The 24,856-nt window shown below is 67.5% G+C and carries 26 protein-coding genes; 20 read left to right on the top strand and 6 right to left on the bottom strand.

Annotated features, from left to right (window positions below; all coding sequences use genetic code 11):
- Nucleotides 1-195 precede the first annotated feature (195 nt).
- Entirely contained in the window at nucleotides 196-1,182 is a 987-nt protein-coding gene (locus ACTPOI_RS04295; RefSeq protein ID WP_440106745.1) for a tripartite tricarboxylate transporter substrate-binding protein, read from the top strand.
- Nucleotides 1,183-1,404: 222 nt separating this feature from the next.
- Nucleotides 1,405-2,430 (top strand): Bug family tripartite tricarboxylate transporter substrate binding protein, encoded by a 1,026-nt coding sequence (locus ACTPOI_RS04290; RefSeq protein ID WP_440106743.1) that lies wholly within the window; start codon nucleotides 1,405-1,407, stop codon nucleotides 2,428-2,430.
- Nucleotides 2,431-2,466: 36 nt separating this feature from the next.
- Here ACTPOI_RS04290 and ACTPOI_RS04285 read toward each other — a convergent pair whose 3' ends face one another.
- Nucleotides 2,467-2,865 (bottom strand): nuclear transport factor 2 family protein, encoded by a 399-nt coding sequence (locus ACTPOI_RS04285; protein ID WP_440106741.1) that lies wholly within the window; start codon nucleotides 2,863-2,865, stop codon nucleotides 2,467-2,469.
- Nucleotides 2,853-3,170: a DUF1840 domain-containing protein gene (locus ACTPOI_RS04280; protein ID WP_440106739.1), complete on the bottom strand. Its 318-nt coding sequence runs from the start codon at nucleotides 3,168-3,170 to the stop codon at nucleotides 2,853-2,855. Before ACTPOI_RS04280 ends, ACTPOI_RS04285 begins: the two co-directional genes overlap by 13 nt.
- Nucleotides 3,171-3,320: 150 nt before the next feature.
- Here ACTPOI_RS04280 and ACTPOI_RS04275 point away from each other — a divergent pair, with 150 nt between their 5' ends.
- Genes ACTPOI_RS04275 through ACTPOI_RS04250 form a run of 6 tightly spaced genes read left to right on the top strand, consistent with a single transcriptional unit; the run spans nucleotide 3,321 to nucleotide 10,371 of the window.
- Nucleotides 3,321-5,672, top strand: coding sequence for a bifunctional salicylyl-CoA 5-hydroxylase/oxidoreductase (locus ACTPOI_RS04275; RefSeq protein ID WP_440106737.1), 2,352 nt, complete (start codon nucleotides 3,321-3,323; stop codon nucleotides 5,670-5,672).
- Nucleotides 5,673-5,680: 8 nt separating this feature from the next.
- Nucleotides 5,681-6,181: a MarR family winged helix-turn-helix transcriptional regulator gene (locus tag ACTPOI_RS04270; protein ID WP_440106735.1), complete on the top strand. Its 501-nt coding sequence runs from the start codon at nucleotides 5,681-5,683 to the stop codon at nucleotides 6,179-6,181.
- Entirely contained in the window at nucleotides 6,178-7,032 is an 855-nt protein-coding gene (locus tag ACTPOI_RS04265; RefSeq protein ID WP_440106733.1) for an enoyl-CoA hydratase family protein, read from the top strand. Before ACTPOI_RS04270 ends, ACTPOI_RS04265 begins: the two co-directional genes overlap by 4 nt.
- A 4-nt stretch (nucleotides 7,033-7,036) precedes the next feature.
- The gene (locus ACTPOI_RS04260) at nucleotides 7,037-8,272 is read left to right on the top strand and encodes an acyl-CoA dehydrogenase family protein (RefSeq protein WP_440106731.1); all 1,236 of its coding nucleotides are present in this window, start codon (nucleotides 7,037-7,039) and stop codon (nucleotides 8,270-8,272) included.
- Nucleotides 8,273-8,278: 6 nt separating this feature from the next.
- The gene (locus ACTPOI_RS04255) at nucleotides 8,279-9,961 is read left to right on the top strand and encodes an AMP-binding protein (RefSeq protein ID WP_440106729.1); all 1,683 of its coding nucleotides are present in this window, start codon (nucleotides 8,279-8,281) and stop codon (nucleotides 9,959-9,961) included.
- 5 nt (nucleotides 9,962-9,966) lie between these two features.
- A complete protein-coding gene (locus tag ACTPOI_RS04250; protein ID WP_440108259.1) occupies nucleotides 9,967-10,371 on the top strand; it encodes a RidA family protein in 405 nt (134 codons plus the stop codon).
- Between the two features lie 936 nt (nucleotides 10,372-11,307).
- Here ACTPOI_RS04250 and ACTPOI_RS04245 read toward each other — a convergent pair.
- Complete coding sequence (locus tag ACTPOI_RS04245; RefSeq protein ID WP_440106727.1) at nucleotides 11,308-12,255, bottom strand: EamA family transporter; 948 nt, start codon at nucleotides 12,253-12,255, stop codon at nucleotides 11,308-11,310.
- Between the two features lie 97 nt (nucleotides 12,256-12,352).
- On the opposite strand from ACTPOI_RS04245, the gene ACTPOI_RS04240 reads away from it, so the two are divergent.
- The 5 genes from ACTPOI_RS04240 to ACTPOI_RS04220 all read left to right on the top strand — a co-directional run bounded on the left by ACTPOI_RS04240 (nucleotide 12,353) and on the right by ACTPOI_RS04220 (nucleotide 16,078).
- Nucleotides 12,353-12,814 (top strand): Lrp/AsnC family transcriptional regulator, encoded by a 462-nt coding sequence (locus ACTPOI_RS04240; protein ID WP_440106725.1) that lies wholly within the window; start codon nucleotides 12,353-12,355, stop codon nucleotides 12,812-12,814.
- A 72-nt stretch (nucleotides 12,815-12,886) separates the two neighbouring features.
- Nucleotides 12,887-13,609: a DUF1045 domain-containing protein gene (locus ACTPOI_RS04235; RefSeq protein WP_440106723.1), complete on the top strand. Its 723-nt coding sequence runs from the start codon at nucleotides 12,887-12,889 to the stop codon at nucleotides 13,607-13,609.
- A gap of 43 nt (nucleotides 13,610-13,652) precedes the next feature.
- Nucleotides 13,653-14,084: an arsenate reductase (glutaredoxin) gene (gene arsC / locus ACTPOI_RS04230; RefSeq protein WP_440106721.1), complete on the top strand. Its 432-nt coding sequence runs from the start codon at nucleotides 13,653-13,655 to the stop codon at nucleotides 14,082-14,084.
- Entirely contained in the window at nucleotides 14,077-14,823 is a 747-nt protein-coding gene (arsH, locus tag ACTPOI_RS04225) for an arsenical resistance protein ArsH (RefSeq protein WP_440106719.1), read from the top strand. Before arsC ends, arsH begins: the two co-directional genes overlap by 8 nt.
- Nucleotides 14,824-14,857: 34 nt before the next feature.
- A complete protein-coding gene (locus tag ACTPOI_RS04220; protein ID WP_440106717.1) occupies nucleotides 14,858-16,078 on the top strand; it encodes an MFS transporter in 1,221 nt (406 codons plus the stop codon).
- Between the two features lie 57 nt (nucleotides 16,079-16,135).
- Here the strand turns inward: ACTPOI_RS04220 and ACTPOI_RS04215 are convergent, their stop codons facing one another.
- Entirely contained in the window at nucleotides 16,136-16,807 is a 672-nt protein-coding gene (locus tag ACTPOI_RS04215; protein WP_440106715.1) for a DNA-3-methyladenine glycosylase I, read from the bottom strand.
- 85 nt (nucleotides 16,808-16,892) lie between these two features.
- Between ACTPOI_RS04215 and ACTPOI_RS04210 the strand changes: the two genes are divergently transcribed.
- Genes ACTPOI_RS04210 through ACTPOI_RS04200 form a run of 3 tightly spaced genes read left to right on the top strand, consistent with a single transcriptional unit; the run spans nucleotide 16,893 to nucleotide 19,239 of the window.
- A complete protein-coding gene (locus ACTPOI_RS04210) occupies nucleotides 16,893-18,041 on the top strand; it encodes an aminopeptidase (protein WP_440106713.1) in 1,149 nt (382 codons plus the stop codon).
- Between the two features lie 29 nt (nucleotides 18,042-18,070).
- Nucleotides 18,071-18,490 (top strand): polyhydroxyalkanoic acid system family protein, encoded by a 420-nt coding sequence (locus ACTPOI_RS04205; RefSeq protein ID WP_440106711.1) that lies wholly within the window; start codon nucleotides 18,071-18,073, stop codon nucleotides 18,488-18,490.
- Nucleotides 18,491-18,528: 38 nt separating this feature from the next.
- On the top strand, nucleotides 18,529-19,239 hold the full coding sequence (locus ACTPOI_RS04200) for a nitroreductase (RefSeq protein WP_440106709.1): 711 nt from the start codon (nucleotides 18,529-18,531) through the stop codon (nucleotides 19,237-19,239).
- A 66-nt stretch (nucleotides 19,240-19,305) separates the two neighbouring features.
- Here the strand turns inward: ACTPOI_RS04200 and ACTPOI_RS04195 are convergent, their stop codons facing one another.
- Nucleotides 19,306-20,421: an ornithine cyclodeaminase gene (locus tag ACTPOI_RS04195; protein ID WP_440106707.1), complete on the bottom strand. Its 1,116-nt coding sequence runs from the start codon at nucleotides 20,419-20,421 to the stop codon at nucleotides 19,306-19,308.
- A 208-nt stretch (nucleotides 20,422-20,629) separates the two neighbouring features.
- Here ACTPOI_RS04195 and ACTPOI_RS04190 point away from each other — a divergent pair, with 208 nt between their 5' ends.
- Both ACTPOI_RS04190 and ACTPOI_RS04185 read left to right on the top strand, forming a co-directional pair.
- Entirely contained in the window at nucleotides 20,630-21,049 is a 420-nt protein-coding gene (locus tag ACTPOI_RS04190; RefSeq protein WP_440106705.1) for an Lrp/AsnC family transcriptional regulator, read from the top strand.
- Nucleotides 21,050-21,090: 41 nt separating this feature from the next.
- Complete coding sequence (locus ACTPOI_RS04185) at nucleotides 21,091-22,014, top strand: hydroxymethylglutaryl-CoA lyase (protein ID WP_440106703.1); 924 nt, start codon at nucleotides 21,091-21,093, stop codon at nucleotides 22,012-22,014.
- A 106-nt stretch (nucleotides 22,015-22,120) separates the two neighbouring features.
- Here ACTPOI_RS04185 and ACTPOI_RS04180 read toward each other — a convergent pair whose 3' ends face one another.
- A complete protein-coding gene (locus ACTPOI_RS04180; protein WP_291516770.1) occupies nucleotides 22,121-22,375 on the bottom strand; it encodes an acyl-CoA-binding protein in 255 nt (84 codons plus the stop codon).
- A 184-nt stretch (nucleotides 22,376-22,559) separates the two neighbouring features.
- Between ACTPOI_RS04180 and ACTPOI_RS04175 the strand changes: the two genes are divergently transcribed.
- Both ACTPOI_RS04175 and ACTPOI_RS04170 read left to right on the top strand, forming a co-directional pair.
- The gene (locus ACTPOI_RS04175) at nucleotides 22,560-24,218 is read left to right on the top strand and encodes a wax ester/triacylglycerol synthase family O-acyltransferase (protein ID WP_440106701.1); all 1,659 of its coding nucleotides are present in this window, start codon (nucleotides 22,560-22,562) and stop codon (nucleotides 24,216-24,218) included.
- Nucleotides 24,215-24,802, top strand: coding sequence for a DUF922 domain-containing protein (locus ACTPOI_RS04170; protein ID WP_440106699.1), 588 nt, complete (start codon nucleotides 24,215-24,217; stop codon nucleotides 24,800-24,802). The genes ACTPOI_RS04175 and ACTPOI_RS04170 overlap by 4 nt, the downstream gene beginning before the upstream one ends.
- Nucleotides 24,803-24,856 lie beyond the last annotated feature (54 nt).

Below are 24,856 nucleotides of genomic sequence, written 5' to 3'. Positions count from 1 at the left end.
CACGCTCCCCGGCATGCGTTCCAGCGCAGTGTTTACCCTAAGAATGCTATTTATTTAGCAGCAACCAGACCAATTAATTCAAAGGCTGCAGACCGGTTTTGCTTAAAACCCTTGCTGCTGACGTGCTACGTAATATCCGCAATGCAGCTCCAAAAGCCCGTGGCTATCATCGCGGCACTTTCACCAGGAGCACCCATGAAGAAGATGTTGAAACTTGCACTGATCGCTGCAGCCACCGTCGCCGCTTTCGGCGCACATGCCGAAGATTTCCCGGCCAAGGACAAGAACATCACGATCGTGGTGCCCTTTGCCGCCGGCGGCCCCACCGACCGCGTGGCACGCGACCTGGCCGAAGCCCTGCGCAAGCCGCTGGGCGCTACGGTAGTGATCGACAACACGGCCGGTGCTGGCAGCTCGATCGGCGCTGCCCGTGTGGCCCGCGCCACACCCGATGGCTACACGCTGCTGCTGAATCACATCGCCATGTCGACCATGCCCGCGCTGTACCGCAAGCTGGCGTTCAACGTGCCCACCGACTTCGAATACCTGGGCATGATCAACGAAGTGCCCATGACGCTGATCGCGCGCCCCACCATGCCCGCCAACAACTTCAAGGAGCTGACGGCCTGGATCCAGCAGAACAAGGGCAAGATCAACCTGGGTAACGCAGGCCTGGGCGCTGCCTCGCACCTGTGCGGCCTGATGTTCCAGAGCGCCATGCAGGTAGACATGACGGCCGTGCCCTACAAGGGCACCGCGCCCGCCATCACCGACCTGATCGGCGGCCAGATTGACCTGCTGTGCGACCAGACCACCAACACCACGCCGCAGATCGAGGGCAAGAAGGTCAAGGCCTACGCCGTGACCACGCCCAAGCGGCTGACCACGCCCGCCCTGAAGGATCTGCCCACGCTGGCCGAATCGGGCCTCAAGGACTTCAACGTGAGCATCTGGCACGGCCTGTATGCCCCCAAGGGCACGCCAGCCGATGTGCAAAAGAAGATCAACGAAGCCATGAAGGTCGCGCTGAAGGATCCTGAGTTCATCAAGAAGCAGGAAGCCCTGGGCGCAGTGATCATCACCGACAAGCGCGTGGACGGTGCCGAGCACAAGAAGTTCGTGGCTTCCGAAATCGACAAGTGGGGCGCCGTGATCAAGGCAGCCGGCACGTACGCCGACTGAGGACCCGGCAGAGGCCGGCATCAGGCTCGCGCTTGCGGACGGCTCCGCTTACCAAAGCCACCGGCATCCCCGGTGGCTTTTTTCATGGGCATTCAGACTGCACGTAGTCCGGACGCAGCGCCGAGGATGTGACGAGATGAAAGGCTTCGGGTTATCCATCTGACTGCTGCGGCCCCGCGCACGTACAACGGTGGCATCGCTGACCTGAAAGGACCCACCCGCATGACATCCCTGATCCGCCGACGCACCCTCACATCCACCGCAGCCGTGACCGCCCTGGCACTGGCCACCGGCGTTGCGCTGCTGCCCCAGGCCCATGCCCAGGCCGCCTGGCCCAACAAGCCGGTGCGCATCGTGGTGCCGTTTGCGCCCGGTGGCACCACCGACATCCTGGCCCGCGCGCTGGTGCCCGACCTCAGCGCGGCTTTCGGGCAGCAGTTTGTGGTGGACAACCGCGCGGGCGCGGGTGGCAACGTGGGTGCCGACATGGTGGCCAAGGCACCTGCCGACGGGTACACGCTGCTGATGGGCACCGTGGGTACGCATGGCATCAACCGCGCGCTGTATGCCAAGCTGCCGTTCGATCCGATCAAGGACTTTGTGCCCATCACGCTGGTGGCCGCCGTGCCCAACGTGATGGTGATGAACGCCGACAAGGCCCGTGCGCTCGGCATCGCCAATGTGCAGGACTTCATCCGCGTGGCCAAGGCCAGCCCGGGCAAGCTGAACATGGCCTCCAGCGGCAATGGCACGTCCATCCACCTGGCGGGCGAGCTGTTCAAGAGCATGACAGGCACCTTCATGGTCCACCTGCCCTACCGGGGCTCGGGCCCGGCGCTGATGGACATGGTGGCCGGCAATGCCGATGTGATGTTCGACAACCTGCCTTCGTCCATGGCGCAAATCAAGGCCGGCAAGCTCACGGCACTGGCCGTGACCAGCGCCACGCGCTCGGGCGCGCTGCCCGAGGTGCCGACCATCGAGCAGGCCGGCGGCCCGACCCTCAAGGGTTATGAGGCCAGCTCGTGGTTCGGCCTGCTGGCGCCTGCGGGCACGCCGCCCGACATCGTCAACCGCATCCAGCAGGAAGTTGCCAAGTCGCTCGCATCGCCGGCGATGAAGGAACGCCTGCTGGCCCAGGGCGCCATCCCCGGCGGCATCACGCCGGCAGAGTTTGTGCGCCACATTGACGCCGAACACACCAAATGGGCGCAGGTGGTCAAGGCCTCCGGCGCCAAGGTGGACTGACCCGGACGTCAGGCGGCACACCCGCCGTCCGCAGGCTCAGTCAGCGCATGGCGCATGCCCCGGCCGCCGTTCGCCGGTGGCAAAAGAAGCGCGGCGGATGCGACCCTGCTCCACCTGGTAGATGCACAGCATCTCCAGCGTGCCCGGGCCTTCCGGGAAGTTGCGCGTGATCAGTTCCGCGTCCACCACGGTGCCGCCCAGCACCGTGCGCGACAGCAGTCGTGCGTGCAGGTCCGGCTCGGCAAAGCGGGCGAGAAACCGCTCCCGCAACTGCGCGTGCCCCTGTGCCAGCCGCTCGCCATGCAGGGTGTACTGCTCTGCATCGGGGGCATAGGTGGCCAGCAGCGCGTCGATGTCCTTGGCGTTGTAGGCATCCAGCTGGGCCTGCACCACGGCCTGGGGCGATTGGCCGTGAACCGCGCCTACACGCCCCACACCACGTCCGCCTTTTCGGCGGCACTGACGCGCAGCATCTTGATGAAGGGCGTCACGCGCTGGCGCAGGCTCACCAGCTCGGCACGCTGCTGCTCGGTCAGCTCCTGGTCTTCTGCGGTCTCGGCCTGCCGCGCCTCTTCGGCGGCTACGGCCGCTTCCAGCGCAGCGATGGCATCGGGGATCTGCGCCACGGTCACGATGCCGCTGGCGCCCGGCGTCTTGCCCATCAGGGTCACGATCTGGCGGCCCTGGGGCTCCAGCATGATCAGATCGGCAGCGGCACGGGACTTGAATTTGTAAAGCATGGAATGGGGCCCTGTCGGGTGGGTTCAGTGCAGAAAACGGGCAACGCTGCCCTCGACAGACATTGTGCGCCGCAGGCACGGGAGCGCTGTCACAAGTTGCACGGGATGGCCCCATTGACAGCCTTTTGTTTAGGTCTAAACTATTTTTACATGAACATCCTCTGCATTGGTGGCGGCCCCGCGGGCCTCTACTTCGCCCTGCTGATGAAGCAGCAGAACCCGGCCCACCGCATCACGGTGGTCGAACGTAACCGCCCGTTTGACACCTTCGGCTGGGGCGTGGTGCTGTCGGACCAGACCCTTGCCAACCTGCAGGCGGCCGACGCGCCCACGGCCGTGCTCATCGGTGATGCGTTCAACCACTGGGACGACATCGAGGTGTTCTTCAAGGGCCGCAGCGTGCGCTCCACAGGGCACGGCTTTTGCGGCATCGGCCGCAAGCGGCTGCTCAACATCCTGCAGGACCGCTGCCTGGCACTGGGCGTGGACCTGCAGTTCGAGACCGACGTGGCCGATGACCAGCAACTCGCCGCGCAGTACGACGCCGACCTGGTGATCGCCAGCGACGGCCTCAACAGCCGCATCCGCACGCGGTACGCCAGCACCTTCCAGCCCGACATCGACCTGCGCGAATGCCGCTTCGTGTGGCTGGGCACCCAGAAAAAGTTCGACGCCTTCACCTTTGCCTTCGAAGAGACGGAGCACGGCTGGTTCCAGGCGCATGCCTACCAGTTCGATACCGACACATCGACCTTCATTGTGGAAACGCCCGAGGCCGTGTGGAAGGCGCACGGCCTGGATGCGATGGAGCAGCCCGAGGCCATCGCCTTTTGCGAAAAGCTGTTTGCCAAGTATCTGGACGGCAACACGCTCATCAGCAACGCCACGCACCTGCGTGGCTCGGCCAACTGGATCCGTTTTCCGCGCGTGATCTGCAACACCTGGGTGCACCGCGAGAGCATTGGCGGCAAGCAGGTGCCCATCGTGCTGATGGGCGATGCGGCGCACACCGCGCATTTTTCGATTGGCAGCGGCACCAAGCTGGCGCTGGAGGACGCCATCGACCTGGCCAACGAGTTCGCGACCGGCTTGCCCCTCGATGAAGTGCTACAGCACTACGAGGCGCGCCGCAGCGTGGAGGTGCTCAAGATCCAGAACGCCGCGCGCAACAGCACCGAGTGGTTTGAGAACGTGGCGCGCTACACGGCCATGCCCGTCGAGCAATTCACGTATTCGCTGCTCACGCGCAGCCAGCGCATCAGCCACGAAAACCTGCGGCTGCGCGATGCAGCGTGGCTGGAGGGGTACGAGGCTTGGCTTGCGGGGGGCAAGGCGGCAGTGCCGCCCATGCTCACGCCGTTCACGTTGAAGAGCGTGACGCTGAAAAACCGCATCGTCGTCTCGCCCATGGCCACCTACAACGCTGTCGACGGCGTGCCGCAGGACTTCCACCTGGTGCACCTCGGCGCACGGGCCCTGGGCGGCGCGGCACTGGTGATGGTGGAGATGACCAGCCCCACGCCCGAAGGCCGCATCACCCCGGCCTGCACGGGGTTGTGGAACGACGCACAGCAGGCTGCCTTTGCGCGCATCGTCCACTTTGTGCACGACAGCAGCACGGCCAAGATCGGCCTGCAGCTGGGCCACAGCGGTCCCAAGGGCTCCACCCGGGTGGGCTGGGAGGGCACAGACGAGCCGCTGGAGACAGGCAACTGGCCCCTGCTGGCCGCCAGCCCCATGGCCTACGGCGCACAGAACCAGACGCCCGCGGCCATGACCCGCGCCGACATGGACCGCATGACCGCCGCATTCGTCGCCAGTGCACAGCGCGCCGTGGCCTGCGGCTTCGACTGGCTGGAGCTGCACTGTGCACACGGCTACCTGCTGGCCAGCTTCATCAGCCCCGCCACCAACCAGCGCACCGATGAATACGGTGGCAGCCTGCACAACCGCTGCCGCTACCCGCTGGAAGTGTTCACCGCGCTGCGCGCCGTGTGGCCCGATGAAAAGCCCTTCAGCGTACGGATATCGGCCCACGACTGGCTCCCGGATGGCAACACTGCCGACGACGCGATTGCCATTGCCCGCCTGTTCAAGGCGGCGGGTGCAGACCTGATCGACGTGTCATCCGGCCAGACCACGCGCGCATCGCGCCCGGTCTATGGCCGCATGTACCAGACGCCGTTTGCCGACCGCATCCGCAACGAGCTGGGCATTGCCACCATGGCCGTGGGCGCCATCACCGAAGCCGACCACGCCAACAGCATCATCGCCGCGGGCCGCGCCGACCTCTGCGCCATTGCCCGCCCGCACCTGGCCGACCCGGCCTGGACGCTGCACGCCGCCGCCCAGCTGGGCCCCGTGGCCGCCGCGCACACCGACTGGCCCGCGCCGTACTGGAGCGGCCGCGACCAGCTGCTGCGCGAGGCCTCCAAGCTCAAGCAGGCCGCGGCGCTGGCCAGCCAGGCGCCTGCCGCCACCAAACCGGAAGCCATCGAATAAGGCGCGTCATGGACCTCGAAGCCCGCCTGCACGGCGCCGCCCCCAGCGAACACCCCGAAGCCCTGCGCCTGTGGCTGCGCATGCTCACCTGCACGCAGCTGATTGAAAAGCAGGTGCGTGCCCAGCTGCGTACGCAGTTCGACACCACCCTGCCCCGCTTTGACCTGATGGCGCAGCTGGAGCGCGCCCCCGCCGGCATGAAGATGAAAGACCTCTCGCGCCGGATGATGGTGACCAGCGGCAACGTGACCGGCATCACCGACCAGCTGGTGGCCGAAGGCCTGGTCGAGCGCATGGACGTGGAAGGCGACCGCCGCGCCTACCTGGTGCGCCTGACGCCCGCCGGGCGCGAGCAGTTCAACGCCATGGCCCGCCAGCACGAGCAATGGATCGTCGAGGCGTTTGCCGCCTTGGGCAAACGCGACATCACCACGCTGTACCGGCTGCTGGGCAAGGTCAAGGAACACGCGCAGCAGCACGGCCTGAATCCTCTGGAGACCGCTGAATGAAACACTACATCGGCGCTGGCAACCCCATGCGCGACCAGTTCAACCCGCAGGCCAGCTACGTGGCCGAGCACTTTGCCTGGAGCTTTGACGCCGGCGTGGGCACCGTCACGCTCAACCGGCCCGACCGCAAGAACCCGCTGACGTTCCAGAGCTATTCAGAGCTGCGCGACTTCTTCTACACGCTGCGCTTTGCTACCGATGTGAAGGCCATCGTGGTGACCGGTGCGGGCGGCAACTTCTGCTCGGGCGGCGACGTGCACGAGATCATCGGCCCGCTCACCACCATGACCATGCCCGAACTGCTGGAGTTCACGCGCATGACGGGCGACTTGGTGAAAGCCATGCGTGCCTGCCCGCAGCCCGTGCTGGGCGCCATCGACGGCATCTGCGCCGGTGCGGGCGCCATGATGGCGCTGGCCTGCGACATGCGCTACGGCACCGAGGCCACCAAGACCGCCTTCCTCTTCACCCGCGTGGGCCTGGCCGGTGCCGACATGGGCGCGTGCGCGCTGCTGCCCCGCATGATCGGCCAGGGCCGCGCCAGCGAGCTGCTATTCACCGGCCGCGCGATGACGGCCCACGAGGGCCTGGCGTGGGGCTTCTTCAACGACCTGTACGCCAGCGCCGACCTGCTGGCCAGCGTACAAGCCACCGCCCGCACCCTGGCCGACGGCCCCACCTTTGCGCACGGCATGACGAAGACCATGCTGAGCCAGGAATGGAGCATGACCATCGAGCAGGCCATTGAAGCCGAGGCACAGGCGCAGGCCATCTGCATGCAGACCGAAGATTTCCGGCGCGCGTATGAGGCGTTTGCTGCCAAGCAAAAGCCTGTCTTTCAAGGAGATTGAACGGATGCACGTCGCCACGCCACCCGCTCCCCGCCCGCCCTCCACCGCGCACCTGGCCCTGCCCTTCTTTGACGACGCCCACCGCGCGCTGGCCGAGGGGCTGGTGCCCTGGGCCGCTGCGCAGGAGGTCGATGAAACCGACGACCGCGCCGCCTGCCGCGACTGGGTGAAGCGCCTGGGCGCGGGCGGCTGGCTGCGCTACTGCGTGCCGGCTGAACGCGGCGGCGCGTTGCCTGCGCTGGACTCGCGTGCCTTGGTGCTGCTGCGCGAAACGCTGGCCTACCACTCGCCGCTGGCAGACTTTGCGTTTGCCATGCAGGGCCTGGGCAGTGGCGCGATCACGCTGGCGGGCAGCCCGGCGCAGCAGGCCCACTACCTGCGGGGTGTGGCGCGCGGCGAGCTGATTGCGGCGTTTGCGCTCAGCGAGCCCGAAGCGGGCTCCGACGTAGGCGCTATGAAAACAATAGCTGCCAGTGCAAACAATACAAGCGCTGGAAGCCCAAAAGACTCATATTCCCTCACCGGGACCAAGACCTGGATCAGCAACGGCGGCATTGCCGACTTCTATTGCGTCTTCGCCAAGACCGACTCCGCTGGCGGCACACGCGGCATCAGCGCCTTCATCGTCGATGCCAACACACCCGGGCTGGATGCGTCGCGCCACATCCACGTGATGGCGCCGCATCCGCTGGCCACGCTGCAATTCACCGACTGCACCGTGCCCGCCACCGCGCTGCTGGGTGAAGAAAACAGCGGCTTCAAGCTGGCCATGCGCACGCTCGACATCTTCCGCGCATCGGTGGCCGCAGCTGCCCTGGGCATGGCGCGCCGCGCGCTGGCCGAGGCCGTGCACCACGCGCGCCAACGCCGCATGTTCGGCCAGACGCTGGCGGACTTCCAGCTCACGCAGGCAAAGATCGGCGAGATGGCCGCGCTGGTGGACAGCGCTGCGCTGCTCACCTACCGCGCGGCCTGGCTGCGCGACACCGGCCAGGCACGTGTGACGGCCGAAGCCGAAAGGCAAAGAGATCGCAGCGTCTCCGCTGCGATGGCCAAGATGACCGCCACCGAGAACGCCCAGCGCGTGATCGACATGGCGCTGCAGCTGCACGGCGGCCGCGGCGTAGAGCTGGGCAGCAAGGTCGAATCGCTGTACCGCGACATCCGCTCGCTGCGCATCTATGAAGGCGCTACCGAGGTGCAGCAGCTCATCATCGGCAAGGCCGTTTTGCAGGAGTAACACGACATGAGCAGCAGCGCTCCCTCCGCCCAGCCCGACCATTTCGTGCACGATCGCCTGCCGCCGCAGGACGCATGGCCCACGCTGCGCTACGACCTGCCCGAACTGCAGATGGCGCCCCAGGTCAACCTGGTGCAGGCCCTGTTCGACCAGGCGGGGCGTGCCGGCAACACCGACCGCCCGCTGCTGCGCGGCCCGCACCGCACGTACACCTACCGCGAGGCCCGCGAAGAGGCCGCGCGCATTGCCGAGGTGCTGACGCAGGACCACGGCCTGGTGCCCGGCAACCGAGTGCTGCTGCGCGGCGGCAACACGGTAGAGATGGCGCTGGCTTGGCTGGGCACGGTGTACGCAGGGCTGGTGGCGGTGGCGACCATGCCGCTGCTGCGCGCGGGCGAGCTGGCCAGCATCATCGAGCGCGCCCAGCCCACGCTGGCGCTGTCCGACGGCCGCCTGCTGGGTGAGTTGCAGGCCGCCCAGGTGCATCAACCGGTGCTGGCCACCATCGTGCCCTTTCACACCGCGCCCGATGCGGCCGACCTGATCCAGCGCGCCCAAGGCAAGGCGGGCACCACGCCGCCCTGCCTCACGGCAGCGGACGACATTGCGCTGATGGCGTTCACATCCGGCACCACGGGCGCGCCCAAGGCCGCCGTGCACACCCACCGCGATGTACTGGCCGCCTGCGAGGCCTGGCCGCGCCATGTGCTCAAGGCCACGCCCGACGACATCGTGGCGGGCTCGCCGCCGCTGGCGTTCACCTTCGGGCTGGGCGGCTTGCTGGTCTTCCCCATGTGGGCGGGCGCCAGCGTGTACTTCCCGGACCAGCCCTACACCCCCGAAACCATGGTGACGCTGATGCGCGATGCCGGCGTCACCATCAGCTACACCGCGCCCACGTTCTACCGGCAGATGGCGCCGTTTGCCAAGGCTATTGGCGGACTGCCCCAGATGCGCATCTGCGTGAGCGCAGGCGAGGGCCTGCCCGACGCCACGCGCCAGCTGTGGAAAGACGCCACCGGCATCGACATGACCGACGGCATCGGTGCCACCGAAATGTTCCACATCTTCATCTCCTCCACCGGAAGCGACATCCGCCCCGGCGCGGTGGGCAAGGTGGTGCCTGGCTACACGGCGAAGGTGGTGGATGACGAGGGCCACGAAGTGCCGCGCGGCACCGTGGGCAAGCTGGCAGTGATTGGCCCCACAGGCTGCAAGTACCTGGATGACCCGCGACAGGCCAGGTATGTGAAGGCCGGCTGGAACTACCCGGGCGATGCCTTCATGCAGGACGCCGGCGGCTACTTCTTCTACCAGGCACGCGATGACGACATGATCATCACCGCCGGCTACAACGTGGGCGGCCCCGAGGTGGAAGACGCCCTGCTGCGGCACGCCGCGGTGGCCGAGTGCGCGGTGATCGGCGTGCCCGACGAGGAGCGCGGCATGGTCGTCAAAGCCGTGTGCGTGCTCAAGCCCGGCCACACGGGCGACGCCGCCATGGTCAAGACCTTGCAGGACCATGTGAAGGCGACCATCGCGCCGTTCAAATACCCGCGCATCGTTGAATTCGCGGCATCCCTGCCGCGCACCGAAACCGGCAAGCTCCAGCGCTTCAAGCTGCGCCAGGGCGCTGCTACTGCTGCTGCAGCAGCGACCTCCAGCCCACCCAAGGCGACCACACCATGACCACGATGATCCACACCGTTTTGCAACCCGAAGGCTGGGTAACGCCCAAAGGCTATGCCAACGGCATGGCTGCGCGCGGCACGCTGGTGGTCACCGGCGGCCAGATCGGCTGGAACGCACAGCAGCAGTTTGAAAGCGACGATTTCATCGACCAGACGCGGCAGACGCTGCTGAACGTCCGCGCCGTGCTGGAGGCGGCCGGCGCGGGGCCGGAGCATCTGGTGCGGCTGACCTGGTACGTGCTGGACCGCCAGGAGTACAACGCGCGGCTCAAGGAGCTGGGGGTGGTGTACCGCGAGGTGCTAGGCAAGCACTTTCCGGCGATGGCGTGTGTGCAGGTGGGGGGGTTGATGGAGGAGAGGGCGAAGGTGGAGATTGAGGCGACGGCGGTGGTGCCGGATGGTGCTTGAGACCGGGTCGTTCGGGCTGAACTGATCTGAGCGGCGTTTGTTGAAGCGTCGCAGCCTGAGAGTCACCCCCCAGTCCGTTCGGGCTGAGCTTGTCGAAGCCTGGTGTGGCGGTGGGTACCGCATGCCTTTGCTCAGGGCGGGAGCCGGGAGTCGCCCGGCGTGCGAGTAACTTTCTTTCGCGTCGCCGAAAGAAAGTCACCAAAGAAAGGGCGACCCCGCTGTCTGCGTCCCTGCGCTTCGCTCCGGGCAACCTGTGGTGCTCGCGGGTGGGGTGCGCCGCAGAACTCGCTGCGCGCGGCGCGCTCCGCTCAAACAGCTGCGGCGAGTCAGTTCACGAAGCGCGTGTGTCCTTCGGCACACGCGCCACCCCACCCGCTGCGCTCCTCGGCGCATACAGAGGGGATGGGAGCGAACATCCATTCGGGCCTTTGCTTCGCTCGGCCCCACTTCGCGGGCGCAGGCGCCCCGCGCTGGGCGCCGCCGCTGGCGCCGGGCGCAGCCACTGCCGGGGTCGAGCGCAGCGACGACCCGTGTGGCTGTTCGGCTGTTCGGCTGTTCGGCTGTTCGGCACCCTACCCCTTCTGGCTGCGCCTGCGCCGGGGCGGTTGCGGGGTGGCAGTCGCGCAAGTGCGCGGCTGCTTCGTGAACTGACTCGCCGCGGCTGTCCGAGCGGAGCTGCGAAGCAGCAAAGCGAGTTCCGCGGCGCACCCCGCAACCGCCCCGGCGCAGGTCTGCCCCCACGCACCGCGTGGGGGTCGCAGACTGAGGGTCGCCTTTTCTTTGCTTACTTTCTTTTGGCGAAGCAAAAGAAAGTGAGTCGCTCGCCGGGCGACTCCCGGCTCCCGCCCTGAACACAGGCATGCCGTAGCCACATCACACGAAGCCGAGACAGGCTCAGCCCAAACAGGTCAAGGATCACGGGTCCAGCATCCATTCCTACCCCGCACGCAATCCCATCCACACCGCCCGCCGCCCAGCCCACCACCCCTGCAACAACCGCCCATACAAGATGAACACCAGCGCCGCCCCAATCAACGGCAACGCCGCAAACACCCACCCCGTAAGCAACTCCCCACCCAGCGCCACCCCCACGATCAGTGCCACCGCCGGGTTCACAAACGAATAGCTCCCTGCCAACGCCGCCGACGTGTTCTGCAGCAGCCACAGGTAGGCGTTGAGCGCCACCATCGTCCCGAACACCAGCAGGTACACCCACGCCGCCCACGACTTCGCGCTGATTTGCGACAGCGCTGGCACGGGCTCAAACCACAGCGCCACCACCAGCCCCATCGCCCCACCCACAAACCACTGCGCGGCCGACGCCATGGCCGGCGCGGGCAGCGACAGCTTGCGCGATGCGTACGAGCCCAGGCTCCAGCACAGCGGTGCGGCAAAGGCCAACAGCCCGCCCAGCCAGGTGGCTGAGAAATTTCCCTCCCGGGCCAGCAGCACGGCGCCGGCCACGCCCAGGCCCAGGCCAATCCAGCTGGTCACCGGCACCCGCTCGCCGCCCCAGCGCGTCCACAGCGCCAGCCACATGGGCATGGTCGTCACCACCATCGCCATCAGGCCCGAGCCGATACCCAGCTTCTGGGCCAGCCCGATGAGGTTCATGGCCAGGAAGACCATGAGCCCGCCCACCACGGCCGAGTTGCGCCACTGCACCGCCGTGGGCAGGGCGTGGCCCTGCCACAGAGCAATGAGCAGCATGACCACGCCCGCGCACAGAAAACGCACGGCGTTCATCAGCAAGGGCGGCATGGTCTGCAGCGCAATGCTGGTGGCGAAGTACGTGGTGCCCCACACCACATAGACCAGCAGCAGCGCGGTTGCCACCACCCAGGATCTCCGTCCTTGTGCTTGCACATTGAAAATTGCCGGCATATTCTTCGCCTCACCGAATAATTTATGGGAAACAGCCCGTTTCCGGAATTTTTACCAAAATCAGGCGGCTATGCAAGCAAATATTCAGACAGATGACATGGACGCCAGAATTATTTCGGCTTTGGGGGCGGATGGCCGGCGTTCGTACGCCGATGTGGGTGCCGAGGTGGGCCTATCGACCGCGGCCGTCCATGAGCGGGTGAAAAAGCTGCTGGACAAGGGCGTGATCCGCCGCTTCTCGATCAGCGTGGACCCGGAGCGCGTGGGTCTGAACTTCACGGCCTTTGTGGCCATCCGCAACGATGGCGGCATCCACTGCCGAGATGTGGCACCCCGGCTGCGCGCCATGCCGCAGGTGGAAGAACTGCACAGCGTGGCCGGGGAATACGACTTTCTGGCCAAGATCCGCACCACGCATGCGCGCGCGCTCGAAGACGTGATCTACGAGATCAAGGCCATTGCCGGCGTGGCGCGCACCACCAGCACGGTGGTGCTGAACACCGAGTTTGAAGACCGGCCGCTGGACCTGGCCTGGGTGAACGCGGCCAAGGCCGACTGAACAGCCTCACCGCGGGTCGGACGCCTTTGCCAGCAGCCTGCCAAACGCACGCCAGCCCCCCAACCAGCGCCCATGAACACACCGCCCCCCCACAACGCCCACCGCTACGCGGTTTACTACACGCCCAGCCCGGGCACGCTGGGTTGGCTGGCCGGCAGCCACTGGCTGGGCCGCTGCGCAGCGCTGCTGCGGCCGCTGCCGCAACTGGATATCCACGGCGTTGAACCTGAAGACCTGCAGCGCCTGACGGCAGCCCCACGGCGCTACGGCTGGCACGCCACGCTCAAGGCCCCCTTTGCGCTGGCGCCCGGGACCGACTGGCTGGAACTGCACCACGCCGTGCAGCAGGTGGCGCGAGGCCTGACCCCGTTTGCCATGCCGCCCCTGCAGGTGGAGCAGATTGGCGATTTCCTGGCCCTGGTCCCCCTGCCGCGGCACCCTGCCAACACAGCGCTGGCTGCGGTGGCCGAAGCCTGCGTCAAGGAGTTACAGCCCCTGGCCGCGCCGCTGGCGGCCGACGACCTCACCCGCCGCTCTGCGGGGCTGACCCCACGCCAGCTGGGCATGCTGCAGCGCTGGGGGCATCCCTTTGTGCTCGATGAATTCCGGTTCCACCTGTCGCTCACAGGCAGCCTGGGGTTGGTGGACACGGCCACCGCCGATCTGGTGCTGGACGCGGCGCAGCAGTACTTTTCAGACCTGCCTCCCCTCACGTTCAACAGCCTGGCGCTGTTTGCCGAGCCCGCGCCTGGTGCGGACCTGGTGCTGCTCGACCACCTGGAGCTGGGCGCCTGACGCCACGCGAGTCTTTCCTTCACCCACCCGCGCCCCCCTTCCCATGACTACCACGCCCGTCACGATCTATCACAACCCCAAGTGCGGCACCTCCCGCAACACGCTGGCCATGATCCGCAACAGCGGCATTGAGCCGCTGGTCATCGAATACCTCAAGACCCCACCCGACCGCGCCACGCTGGAGGCACTGATAGCCGCTACCGGTCAGCCCGTGATCGCTGCCGTGCGCACCAAGGAAGCCGTGTTCACAGAACTGGGCCTCGATGCGCCGCGCACCACCGGCGCACAGCTCATCGACGCCATGCTGGCGCACCCCATCCTCATCAACCGCCCCATCGTCGTCACACCCCTGGGCACGCGGCTGTGCCGGCCGTCCGAGCAGGTGCTCGACATCCTGCCCGCACCGCAGCAAGGCACATTCACCAAGGAAGACGGCGAAGCGGTGGTCAACGCCGAGGGAGAGCGCCTTGCCTGAAGCCACCCTGCCCGAGGCAGCAAGCGCTACGACCGAACTGCCCCAGCTCGACGCTGCCTTCTTCGACGTGCCATCGATGGCACACCTGCAGGCGGTTCCCAGCACCCACCCGCCGCGGTTTGCGTTGCTCTACGGTTCGCTGCGGCCGCGGTCGTTCAGCCGGCTGGTGACCGAAGAGGCCGCACGCCTGCTGACCGCCATGGGCGGCAAGGTGCGCGTCTTCAATCCCAGTGGCCTGCCACAGGTGGATGACGCGCCCGACACGCACCCCAAGGTCGTTGAGCTTCGGGCCCTGGCGCAATGGTCGGAAGGCATGGTGTGGTGCTCGCCCGAGCGCCATGGCGCCATGACAGGCCTCATGAAAACGCAGATCGACTGGATTCCCCTGTCGGTCGGCGCCCTCCGGCCCACGCAGGGCAAGACGCTGGCCGTGATGCAGGTAAGCGGGGGCTCGCAGTCGTTCAACGCCGTCAACCAGATGCGCGTGCTGGGCCGCTGGATGCGGATGCTCACGATTCCGAACCAGTCATCGGTGGCCAAGGCGTATCAGGAGTTCGGGGATGACGACCGCATGAAGCCCTCGGCGTACTACGACCGCATCGTGGACGTGGTGGAGGAGCTGTTCAAGTTCACCCTGCTCACCCGCGATGTGGCGCCCTATCTGGTGGACCGCTACAGCGAGCGCAAGGAAAGCGCCGAGGCGCTGGCACGGCGGGTGAACCTGCCCAAGGCGGTGTGATGGCGGACCGCGCCCGCTCTGCCCGGCCAGCACCATGACTGCTGCGCCAAGGCAGCGCGGTGCGGTCGCACGGCTGGGTACGGCCCAGACCCTGGCGTGGGCATCGTCCTACTACCTGCCCGCCATGCTGGCCGAGCCCATGGCACGTGACCTGGGGGTGGGCACTGCGACCGTGTTCGGGGCGTTTTCCGTGGCACTCATCGTGTCGGCCCTGCTGGGCCCGCTGGCGGGCCGCGCCATCGACACGCACGGCGGGCGCCCGGTGCTGGTGGGCACCAACCTGGTTTTTGCAACCGGGCTGGGCTGCATGGCCATGGCCCAAGGGCCGGCCACCCTGTTTGCGGCCTGGGTCATCATGGGCGTGGCCATGGGGTCGGGCCTGTACGAGGCGGCCTTTGCCAGCCTGGTACGGCTGTACGGCCAGGGGGCCCGCAACGCGATTACCGGCATCACGCTCATTGCGGGTTTTGCCAGCACCGTGGGCTGGCCGCTGTCCGCGTGGATGGAGGCGCACTGGGGCTGGCGCGGGGCCTGCATGGGCTGGGCAGCGCTGCACCTGCTGGTGGGCGTGCCGCTCAACAGCTGGCTCCCGCGCGGAGCCGGCGCGCACGCTGCGGATGGCAGCACTGCAACTGCTGGCACTGCGCCCAACACTTCAGGCGCCAGCGCGGCCGTGCCCGCTGCGGCCGCGGCAGGCACCCACACCAGCACGCTGCGGGCCACGCTGCTGTTGTCGTTTGTATTCGCCGTGACCTGGTTCACCAGCACGGCCATGGCGGCGCACCTGCCGCGGCTGCTGCAGGCCAGTGGCACATCGCTGCAGGTGGCGGTGGCCATGGCCGCGCTGGTGGGGCCAGCGCAGGTGGCGGCGCGGCTGGCCGAGTTTGGGCTGCTGCGCCGCATGCACCCGCTGGTGTCAGCGCAGCTGGCCGCTGCTGCGCACCCCGCGGGCGCGGGCATCCTGATGCTGCTGGGCGGCCCGGCTGCCGCGGTGTTCACGGTGCTGCACGGCGTGGGCAACGGCGTGCTCACCATTGCCAAGGGCACACTGCCGCTGGTGCTGTTCGGCGCGCAGGGCTACGGTGCGCGGCAGGGGCTGATGATGGTGCCCGCACGTGTGGCGCAGGCCTTTGCGCCCGTGCTGTTTGGCATGTTGCTGGACCAGTTTGGCGCGGGTGCGCTGTGGCTGACCAGCCTGCTGGGCCTGGCAGCGCTGGGTGCGCTGTGGATGCTGCGGCCGCAGATGCAGCGGTAGAGGGCTGCGGCCAGGGCCCCAGCCTGCGATGGCATCAAGCCCGTGCGGAGTGTTGTATCAGCCCCTGGGCACCACAAACTCCGCCCGCGCCTGCAAGGCCAGCGCGCGTGCATGGCAGTCCTCCAGATGGTCGTTGACCAGCCCCATGGCCTGCATGAAGGCATACACCGTGGTGGGCCCCACAAACGTCCAGCCGCGCTTCTTGAGGTCTTTCGACATGGCCATCGACGCGGCCGACGTGGACAGGGTGCGCGCCACCTCACTGGTGATGCGCGCGGGCCGGTCTGCCGCCGCGGGCTCGTAGCGCCATGCGTAGTGCGCCAGCGAACCGAATTCGCTGCGCAGTTCGAGCACGCGGCGCGCATTGTTGAGGGTCGAGGCGATCTTGCCGCGGTGGCGCACGATGGCTGCGTCGGCCACCAGGCGCTCCACATCGTGTGCGTCGAAGGCAGCCATCTGTTCGGCATCGAAGTTGGCAAATGCAGCGCGAAAACCCTCGCGCTTGTTCAGGATGGTGAGCCAGCTCAGGCCCGACTGAAAGCCCTCCAGGCACAGCTTTTCAAACAGCCGCCGGTCGTCAGCCACCGGAAAGCCCCACTCGGTGTCGTGGTAGCGGCGGTACAGCGGCGTGGCCTGGCACCAGCGGCAGCGCGGGCAGCCCGCGTCGTCGGCAAACAGGCCTTCGGGCAGCGCTGCGGCAGGGGTGGCTTGTTCGGTCATGCGCTGCATTCTAGGAACGGGCTGCGCCATGCTGCTGCCACGGCGCGAAGCCCCACGCCATACCCCTCCCGCGATCTGCCCATAAACTGCCCCGATGCAATCTCCTCTGGCTCCCGCAAGGCTTGCAGCCCTGATCCTGACACTGCTCACCTTGGCCGGCTGCGCCAGCAATGTCTCGGGGCCGGGCGCCGTGCGCTACTACTGGCAGTCGCTGCGCGGACATGTGCAGCTCATGCAGGCGGCCGAGCCCATTGACCAATGGGTGGCGCGCGACGACATCTCGCCCGCGCTGCGCGAGCGCCTGCAGCTGGCCCAGCGCGCACGCGCCTTTGCTGTAGCCGAGCTGGGCCTGCCCGACAACGCCAGCTACCGCCGCTATGCGGACCTCAAGCGCCCCGCCGCCGTGTGGAACGTGGTAGCCGCGCCGCCGTATGAACTGAAACTGCACACCTGGTGCTTCCCCATCACGGGCTGCATTGGCTACCGCGGCTATTTCAGCGAGGCCGACGCACAGGCCGAAGCCGCCCAGCTGGCCGCCCAGGGGCTGGAGGTGGAGGTCTACGGCGTGCCGGCTTACTCTACGCTGGGCTACATGAACTGGGCGGGGGGCGACCCGCTACTGAACACCTTCATCGTCTGGCCAGAAGGCGACTTCGTACGGCTGCTGTTCCACGAGCTGGCGCACCAGGTGGTGTATGCCGAAGGCGACACGCTGTTCAACGAATCGTTTGCCACCGCCGTCGAGCGCATCGGTATTGCGCAATGGCTGGCCACGCAGGCGAGCGAGCCGGCCCGCGCAGCAGCGGCCACCAGCGAGGCGCGCCGCAGCGCGTTCCGCGCGCTCACCCGGGCCACGCGGGCACGCCTTTCGGCAATTTATGAGCAAAAACAGGCTGGAGCCCAATCAGAATCACCCCTGTTAGCTATGAAAGCAGGAGCAATGGAGGCTTTTCGTGCCGACTACGCCGCGCTGCGGGCGCGCTGGCTTGCACCGCACGATGGCGCCCCACCGCTGGCCACCACGGCCCAGGTGGCGGGGTATGACCGCTGGGTGGCCAAGGCAAACAACGCGAGCTTTGCAGCCCAGGCCGCCTACGATGAACTGGTGCCCGCTTTTGAAGCCCTGCATGCCCGCGAGGGCGGCGACTGGCCGCGGTTTTATGATGCCGTACGGCAGCTGGCCCGGCAGCCACAGGCTCAGCGCCAGGAGGCCCTGCGCGCGCTGCTGCCAGCCCCCCACTGATAACGACCCACGCCCCAAGGAGACCCCCGGTGCCAGACATCCACATCCATCGCGAACACCACCTGGGCTTCAAGGAAGCCCGCAAGGTCGCCTTTGCCTGGGCCGAAAAGGCCGAAGAGAAGTTCGACATGGAATGCACCTACGAAGAAGGTGATACCGAAGACCTGCTCACCTTCAGCCGCTCCGGCGTCAAGGGCACGCTGCTGGTGGATGGCCACCAGTTCGAGATGAAGGCCCAGCTGGGCTTTCTGTTCGGCGCGTTCAAGGACCGCATCGAGGCCGAGATCGGCGAGCAGCTGGACGCCCTGCTGAACGCGCCCCACCCGGCCGCGAAGAAGGCAACGGCGGACAAGAAGAAATCTGCCGATGCGGCGGCTGCAAAACCCGAAGGCAAGGCAGCCTCTGCCAAGACTGCGGCCAAGGCGCCCGCCAAGGCCAAAAAGGCCTGAGCGCGCGCAGACCTCTGCAACGCCTGCGACTGCGCTTCATGACAAATCTCCCTGCCGCAGGCTCGCCTGCTGCCACCACGCCGGCTTTCGACACCGTATCGGCCCTGCTGCACAGCCGCTACAGCTGCCGTGCGTTTCTGCCAGCGCCCCTGCCACGCGCCACCATTGATCGCATCCTGGCCGCCGCGCAGCGCACGGCATCGTGGTGCAACGCCCAGCCCTGGCAACTGCACATCGCCAGCGGGAACACGCTGCAGGCCCTGCGCACCGCGCTGCAGGCGCGCGTGGCAGGTGCCCCGCCCGCGCCCGACCTGCCCTGGCCGCGCGAATACCGCGGTGTGTACCAGGAGCGCCGCCGCGAATGCGGCCTGGGCCTGTACGACGCGGTGGGCATTGCCCGTGGCGACCGCGCGGCATCGGCGCTGCAGGCGGCGCAGAACTTCACCATGTTTGGCGCGCCGCATGTGGCTATCGTCACCAGCGACGAGGCGCTGGGCACTTACGGCGCGGTGGACTGCGGTGCCTATGTGGCCAACTTTCTACTGGCCGCCCAAAGCCTGGGCGTGGCCACCATCGCCCAGGCGGCGCTGGCCGCCTACCCCGATGTGCTGCGCGAGGTGCTGGGCATCGGGGCTGACCGTACCGTGGTGTGCGCCATCTCGTTCGGCATGGCAGATGCCGCGCACCCGGCCAACCAGTTCCGCACCACGCGGGCCGACCCGGCCCACAGTGCGGTGTGGCGGGACTGAGCGGCTGCGCTGCACGCCCGGGGGGCGCTCGGCCGCAGCAACGCCAGCGCCTGGTTCAGAGGCCGGTCATGCAGGCTCGGCCTGTGCCGTTGTCAGGTTGATGGGGTGCGCGGTTGCCGCGGGTTGGCGCACCGGGGGACGCAGCAGGGCAAACAGGTCCCGCGGGTCGTCCAGGTCCGGCACCAGCTCAATGTGCTTGCCCATGCCCATCTCCCGCGCTGCGTCGTACATGTAGCGCAAGGCAGAGAAGTCTTCCAGCGCAAAGCCCACCGAATCGAACACGGTGACCTCGTCAGGGGTCTGGCGCCCGGCCTGGCGGCCCGCCAGTACCTCCCACAGTTCGGTCACGGGGAAATCGGCCGGCATCTGCTGGATCTCCCCCTCCACACGGGTCTGCGGGATGTATTCGACAAACACACGTCCCAGGGTGAGCACGGCAGCCTCCAGCTCGGTCTTGCCCGGGCAGTCACCGCCCACCGCATTGATGTGCGTGCCCGGCGCCACCATGTCGGCGCGCAGCACGACGGCCCGTGTCTTGTCGGCGGTAATGGTGGTGATGATGTCCGCACCCCGTGCGGCTTCGTCCGCGCTGTGGCACACCACGATCGCGAGCCCGGAGTCCTGGAGGTTGGCCCGGAGCTTGGCCGTGGCGCGCGGATCGGTATCGAACAACCGCAGCTCGCGGATGCCGAGCAGGTGCTGGAACGCCAACGCCTGGAACTCGCTTTGCGCTCCATTGCCGATCAGAGCCATCACCCTGCTGTCGGGCCGCGCGAGCGCCCGGGCCGCCACGGCCGACATGGCCGCGGTGCGCATCGCCGTGGTCAGCGTAAGCTCGCTCAGGAACCGCGGCGTGCCGGTGGCCACATCGGCCAGCACCCCGAAGGCCATCACGGTCGACAGGCCCAGGCGCGTGTTGCCAGGATGGCCGTTCACGTACTTGAAGGTGTAGGTCGCGTCGTCGGCAATCGGCATCAGCTCGATCGCCCCGCCGGACGAATAGCTGGCCACGCGGGCCGACTTGTCGAAATCGCCCCAGCGCAGAAAGTCGGCCGCAATGCTGTCGGCGATGCCCCGCAGGCAGGCCGGCAATCCCCGGGCGCCGATGAGCCGCGCAGCCTCGGGCGCGCTCAGGTACAAGGTGGCGGTGGGGCGGGTGGCGGGTGTCAGGCGGTGGGGCATGGCGTGTCTCCGTGGCGGGTTCAAAGCGGGTGCAGCGCCCTGCGGGGGCAGGGTTCGTGCTTGCGTAAAAGCAGTGTGTTCGCTGTGCGCGCCAACCGGAAGCGTCAAACTTGTGCCGTTTGGCGGCCAGTTTTGCCAAAATGACAGGCCTTGTTCACACAATCGCTAACCCATGCCTTTACAGGCATGGCGGCTATAGCCCCACCCTATGGACGAACTCGACCAGTCCCTCATCAGCCTGCTGCGCCAGGACGCGCGCATGAACATTGCCGATCTGGCGCACAAGCTGGGCGTTTCGCGTGGCACCGTGACCAACCGCATCCGCAAGCTCGAAGACAGCCAGGTCATCGTGGGCTACACCGTCAAGCTGCGGCCCGAGGCCGAGCCCGACCGCATCCGTGCGTGGATGGGCATCATGGTGGAGGGCAACCACGGGCGCAAAGTGGTGGCCAGCCTGCTGGGCGAGCCCGGCGTGGCGTCGCTGCACGACACCAACGGCCGGTGGGACCTGCTGGCCGAGCTGGAGGCGCGGTCGATGGGGGAGCTGTCGCAGGTGCTGGAGCGCATCCGGCTCGTACCCGGCATTCGCGGCACGGAGACCAATATCCACCTGTCGACCTACCGCTGAATTGGCGACCCGACCCATTCATGCCAAAACTCTACCCCGACATGAAACCTCTAGACGTCCTCATCAGCGAGGTTGGCCCGCGCGATGGGCTGCAATCCGTCAAGGCGACCATGCCCACGGCCGACAAGCTGCGCTGGATTGATGCCTTGGCCGCCGCCGGCCTGCGCGAGATCGAGGTCGGCTCGTTCGTACCTGCGCGGCTGCTGCCGCAGATGGCCGACGTGGCCGACGTGGTGCGCCATGCGCTCACGCACCCGGGCGTCACCGTGATGGCACTGGCGCCCAACCTCCGCGGGGCCGAGGCGGCCATCGCGGCCGGGGTGCACAAGGTCACGCTGCCCGTGTCGGCCAGCCCCGCGCATTCGCTGGCCAACGTGCGCATGACGCCCGACGCCATGGTGGATGAGGTGCGTGCCGTGGTGGCCCTGCGCGATGCGCAGGCGCCGGGGGTGCAGGTGGAAGTGGGCCTGTCCACCGCGTTTGGCTGCACGCTGCAGGGCCCCGTGCCCGAAGACGACGTGATCCGCCTGGCCGTGGCCTGCGCCGAGGCAGGGGTCGATGAGGTGGGCCTGTCGGACACCACGGGCATGGCCAACCCGGCACAGGTGCGCCGCCTGTTCGCCCGGCTGCGGGCCGAGCTGGCAGGCAAGGCCGGCGCGGCCCACATGCACAACACGCGCGGCCTGGGGCTGGCCAACTGCCTGGCGGCATACGACGCCGGGGTGCGCACCTTTGATGCATCGCTGGGCGGGCTGGGCGGCTGCCCCTACGCACCGGGTGCCTCGGGCAACGTGGTCACCGAAGACCTGGTATTCATGTTCGAGGCCATGGGCATCCGCACGGGGGTGGACCTGAACCTGCTGATGGCGGCACGTGCGCCGCTGCAGGCCGGGCTGCCCGGCGAGCCGCTGTACGGCATGACCCCCGAGGCCGGGCTGCCCAAGGGCTGGACTCCGGCCTGGTAGAACATCTCCAGAAAGCCGCAGCGCGCAGCAACGCATCAACAGGCCATACAAAAGAGAAAAGGCGACCGAGGTCGCCTTTTGTCATGGTGCGGGGTGCCAGCGCCGATCAGCTCAGCGAGGTGATCAGGTCGATGTACTGCTGCTTGGCGGCGTCGGCATCGGTGCCCTTGAGGGTGTTCCAGGCGTCCCACTTGGCGCGGCCGACCATGTCGGAAAAGCTGGGCTTCTTTTCGGTGTTGTCGCCGGCGGTGGCCTGCTTGTACAGGCCGTAGATCTTGAGCAGCGTGGCGTTGTCGGGGCGCTCGCTCAGGTTCTTGGAATTGGCGACGGCGGCTTCGAAGGTGGCGTTCAGGTCGGACATGGAGGAGCTCCTAGGACTGGAAGACAAAACGCAGGAGGCGATGCATCCGGCGAATGGGGGGAGGGAAAGAACGGTGTCGGCGACAGCGTGCTGCGTTGTATCTTACGGGCTGCACCGCGCCCTGGCCGCTGCAAACCTTAGAGCCAGGCCCCCAAAAAACAGCACGACAACAGGCGTCCATCCGATGGTGACCCGCACAACCGCTCCCGCCGCAACCCAGCCCGCACCAGAGCCGTCCAGCCCGCACGTACCGCAACAAGCCTCACCGCCACAGTCCATCGCCGCCGCCGCAGCAGCGCGCAGGGCGGCACAGGCGTTGCCGCCTGCAGCCCGAAAGGCCGCAACGGCTGTGCAAAAGAACATGCGGCGTGCGGCCAGCGGCATGCTGGGCATCTCGGGCGAGCGCATGAGCAAGGTCGACACCGCCTGGCTGCGCATGGATTCGGACAGCAATCTGATGATGATCAACGGCGTGTGGACGCTGTCGCCCGGCATCACCTGGCAGGCACTGTGCGAACGCGTGCAGCAGCGCCTGCTGCAGTACCCGCGCTTTCACCAGCGGGTGGTGGAAGACGCCGCGGGCGCCACCTGGGTGGAGGACCGCAACTTCGACATCGCCGCCCATGTGCTGCGCGAAAAGCTCCCGCGCCGCAAAGGCCACAGCATGCAGCGCGCCCTGCAGGACCGCGTTGGCGAGCTGGCCATGCAGCCGCTGGACCCGCGCCGCCCACTGTGGCAGATGCACCTGATCGAGGACTTCGTGGGCGACGACGGCCAAAGCGGCAGCGCGCTCATCGTGCGCATCCACCACTGCATTGCCGACGGCATTGCGCTCATCTCGGTGACCATGTCCCTGGTGGACGGGGGCGCCGAGCCCCCGCGCCGCAAGGCCCGCAGCAAACCCGATACCGCCGCAACGGCGGAAGACTGGATTGCCGACATGCTGATCAAGCCCTTTACCGGGCTCACCGTGAAGGCGCTGGACCTGGCAGGCGACGGCGCAGCGCGGTCACTTCAGATGCTGGGCGACCCCGAAAAGACCATGCAGCATGGCGTGGCGGGCACCATGGACATGGCACGCGTGGCCTACCAGCTGGTGAGCGACGCCGCCGCACTGGCGCTGATGCCCGACGACTCGCCCACCCGACTGAAGGGCCCCCCCGGCCGCTGCAAGCGCGTGGCCTGGTGTCCGCCCATTCCGCTCGATGAAGTCCGCGCCATCGGCAAGGCGCTGAACTGCTCCATCAACGATGTGCTGCTGTCGTGCGTGGCTGGTGCCATTGGCGGCTACCTGCGCAGCCAGGGCGACGACCCCACAGGCCAGGAGATCCGGGCCATGATCCCCGTCAACTTGCGCCCCATGGAAGAAGCCTGGAAGCTGGGCAACCACTTCGGCCTGGTGCCGCTCGTGCTGCCGATTGGCATGGCCAACCCGGTCGAGCGCGTGTACGAGGTGCGGGCCCGCATGAATGCCTTGAAGGGCAGCACCCAGCCGATCCTGGCATTTGCCATGCTGGCCGTAGCGGGCCTGATGATCAAGCCCGCGCAGGACGCGCTGCTCAACCTGTTCGGCCGCAAGACCACGGCCGTGATGACCAACGTGCCCGGCCCCAAGGAGCAGCTCACCATGTGCGGCGCGAAGGTCACGCAGTGCATGTTCTGGGTACCGCAGTCGGGCGACATCGGCCTGGGCGTGTCCATCCTGAGCTACGGCGGCGGCGTGCAGTTTGGCGTGATCACCGATACCGTGTTGTGCCCCGAGCCGCAGCAGATCATTGACGCGTTTGCGCCCGAGTTCGCGCAGCTGTCGCTGCTCACGCTGATGCTGCCCTGGGGCGAATGACGGGCGGGGCTGCGTCGCTGCGGCGCAATGCAGGCGCGGCCCTGGCGCTGGCGCTGTGGGCGGCCTGTGCGACAGCCGCGGTGCAGGAGCAGCATGCCGAGCGCAACTACCCCGTGCATGCAGACCCGGCCCAGTCGCTGCGCGAGGCGCTGAACGCCGCCACGCCGATCACGGTAAACGGCAGGCGCTTTCACGGGTACACGCGCTGGTATGTGCGCTGGACCTTCCGCTGGTGGCGGGAGCCCTCGGGCCGCTGCCGCATCACCGAGGTGACCACGCGCCTGACCACCGAGGTGCAGCTGCCCGACCTGCGCCGCGCCACACCAGCGCAGCAGGCCCGTTTTGACCGCTACCTGCCCGCCCTGTCGCAGCACGAGCAGGGCCATGTGCAACTGGGCCGCGATGCCGCCCACGCCATCGACGCCGCCATTGCCGCCCTGCCGGCCGCCAGCGACTGCGCCACCCTGGAGCGCAGCGCCAACGCCCTCGGCCACGCTCTCCTTCAGGAACACGTGGAGCGCGAAAAGCGCTATGACGCCACCACGGGCCACGGCGCCACGCAGGGCGCACGGCTCGAAGACTGACCCGGCCGCCAGCTGCCGCGGCAAATCTCGAATGCTATGTTTTCAATAGCAAAA

The sequence above is a fragment of the Acidovorax sp. BL-A-41-H1 genome (genome assembly GCF_051942715.1).
Note: the sequence above shows the minus strand (reverse complement) of the source record. Positions and strands in the feature narration are given on the sequence as shown.

Coding starts and splice junctions, on each gene's coding strand:
- ACTPOI_RS04295 (WP_440106745.1), top strand. CDS start 196: ATGAAGAAGATGTTGAAACTTGCACTGATCGCTGCAGCCACCGTCGCC.
- ACTPOI_RS04290 (WP_440106743.1), top strand. CDS start 1,405: ATGACATCCCTGATCCGCCGACGCACCCTCACATCCACCGCAGCCGTG.
- ACTPOI_RS04280 (WP_440106739.1), bottom strand. CDS start 3,170: ATGCTTTACAAATTCAAGTCCCGTGCCGCTGCCGATCTGATCATGCTG.
- ACTPOI_RS04275 (WP_440106737.1), top strand. CDS start 3,321: ATGAACATCCTCTGCATTGGTGGCGGCCCCGCGGGCCTCTACTTCGCC.
- ACTPOI_RS04270 (WP_440106735.1), top strand. CDS start 5,681: ATGGACCTCGAAGCCCGCCTGCACGGCGCCGCCCCCAGCGAACACCCC.
- ACTPOI_RS04265 (WP_440106733.1), top strand. CDS start 6,178: ATGAAACACTACATCGGCGCTGGCAACCCCATGCGCGACCAGTTCAAC.
- ACTPOI_RS04260 (WP_440106731.1), top strand. CDS start 7,037: ATGCACGTCGCCACGCCACCCGCTCCCCGCCCGCCCTCCACCGCGCAC.
- ACTPOI_RS04255 (WP_440106729.1), top strand. CDS start 8,279: ATGAGCAGCAGCGCTCCCTCCGCCCAGCCCGACCATTTCGTGCACGAT.
- ACTPOI_RS04250 (WP_440108259.1), top strand. CDS start 9,967: ATGATCCACACCGTTTTGCAACCCGAAGGCTGGGTAACGCCCAAAGGC.
- ACTPOI_RS04245 (WP_440106727.1), bottom strand. CDS start 12,255: ATGCCGGCAATTTTCAATGTGCAAGCACAAGGACGGAGATCCTGGGTG.
- ACTPOI_RS04240 (WP_440106725.1), top strand. CDS start 12,353: ATGGACGCCAGAATTATTTCGGCTTTGGGGGCGGATGGCCGGCGTTCG.
- ACTPOI_RS04235 (WP_440106723.1), top strand. CDS start 12,887: ATGAACACACCGCCCCCCCACAACGCCCACCGCTACGCGGTTTACTAC.
- arsC (WP_440106721.1), top strand. CDS start 13,653: ATGACTACCACGCCCGTCACGATCTATCACAACCCCAAGTGCGGCACC.
- ACTPOI_RS04220 (WP_440106717.1), top strand. CDS start 14,858: ATGACTGCTGCGCCAAGGCAGCGCGGTGCGGTCGCACGGCTGGGTACG.
- ACTPOI_RS04215 (WP_440106715.1), bottom strand. CDS start 16,807: ATGCAGCGCATGACCGAACAAGCCACCCCTGCCGCAGCGCTGCCCGAA.
- ACTPOI_RS04210 (WP_440106713.1), top strand. CDS start 16,893: ATGCAATCTCCTCTGGCTCCCGCAAGGCTTGCAGCCCTGATCCTGACA.
- ACTPOI_RS04200 (WP_440106709.1), top strand. CDS start 18,529: ATGACAAATCTCCCTGCCGCAGGCTCGCCTGCTGCCACCACGCCGGCT.
- ACTPOI_RS04195 (WP_440106707.1), bottom strand. CDS start 20,421: ATGCCCCACCGCCTGACACCCGCCACCCGCCCCACCGCCACCTTGTAC.
- ACTPOI_RS04190 (WP_440106705.1), top strand. CDS start 20,630: ATGGACGAACTCGACCAGTCCCTCATCAGCCTGCTGCGCCAGGACGCG.
- ACTPOI_RS04185 (WP_440106703.1), top strand. CDS start 21,091: ATGAAACCTCTAGACGTCCTCATCAGCGAGGTTGGCCCGCGCGATGGG.
- ACTPOI_RS04180 (WP_291516770.1), bottom strand. CDS start 22,375: ATGTCCGACCTGAACGCCACCTTCGAAGCCGCCGTCGCCAATTCCAAG.
- ACTPOI_RS04175 (WP_440106701.1), top strand. CDS start 22,560: ATGGTGACCCGCACAACCGCTCCCGCCGCAACCCAGCCCGCACCAGAG.
- ACTPOI_RS04170 (WP_440106699.1), top strand. CDS start 24,215: ATGACGGGCGGGGCTGCGTCGCTGCGGCGCAATGCAGGCGCGGCCCTG.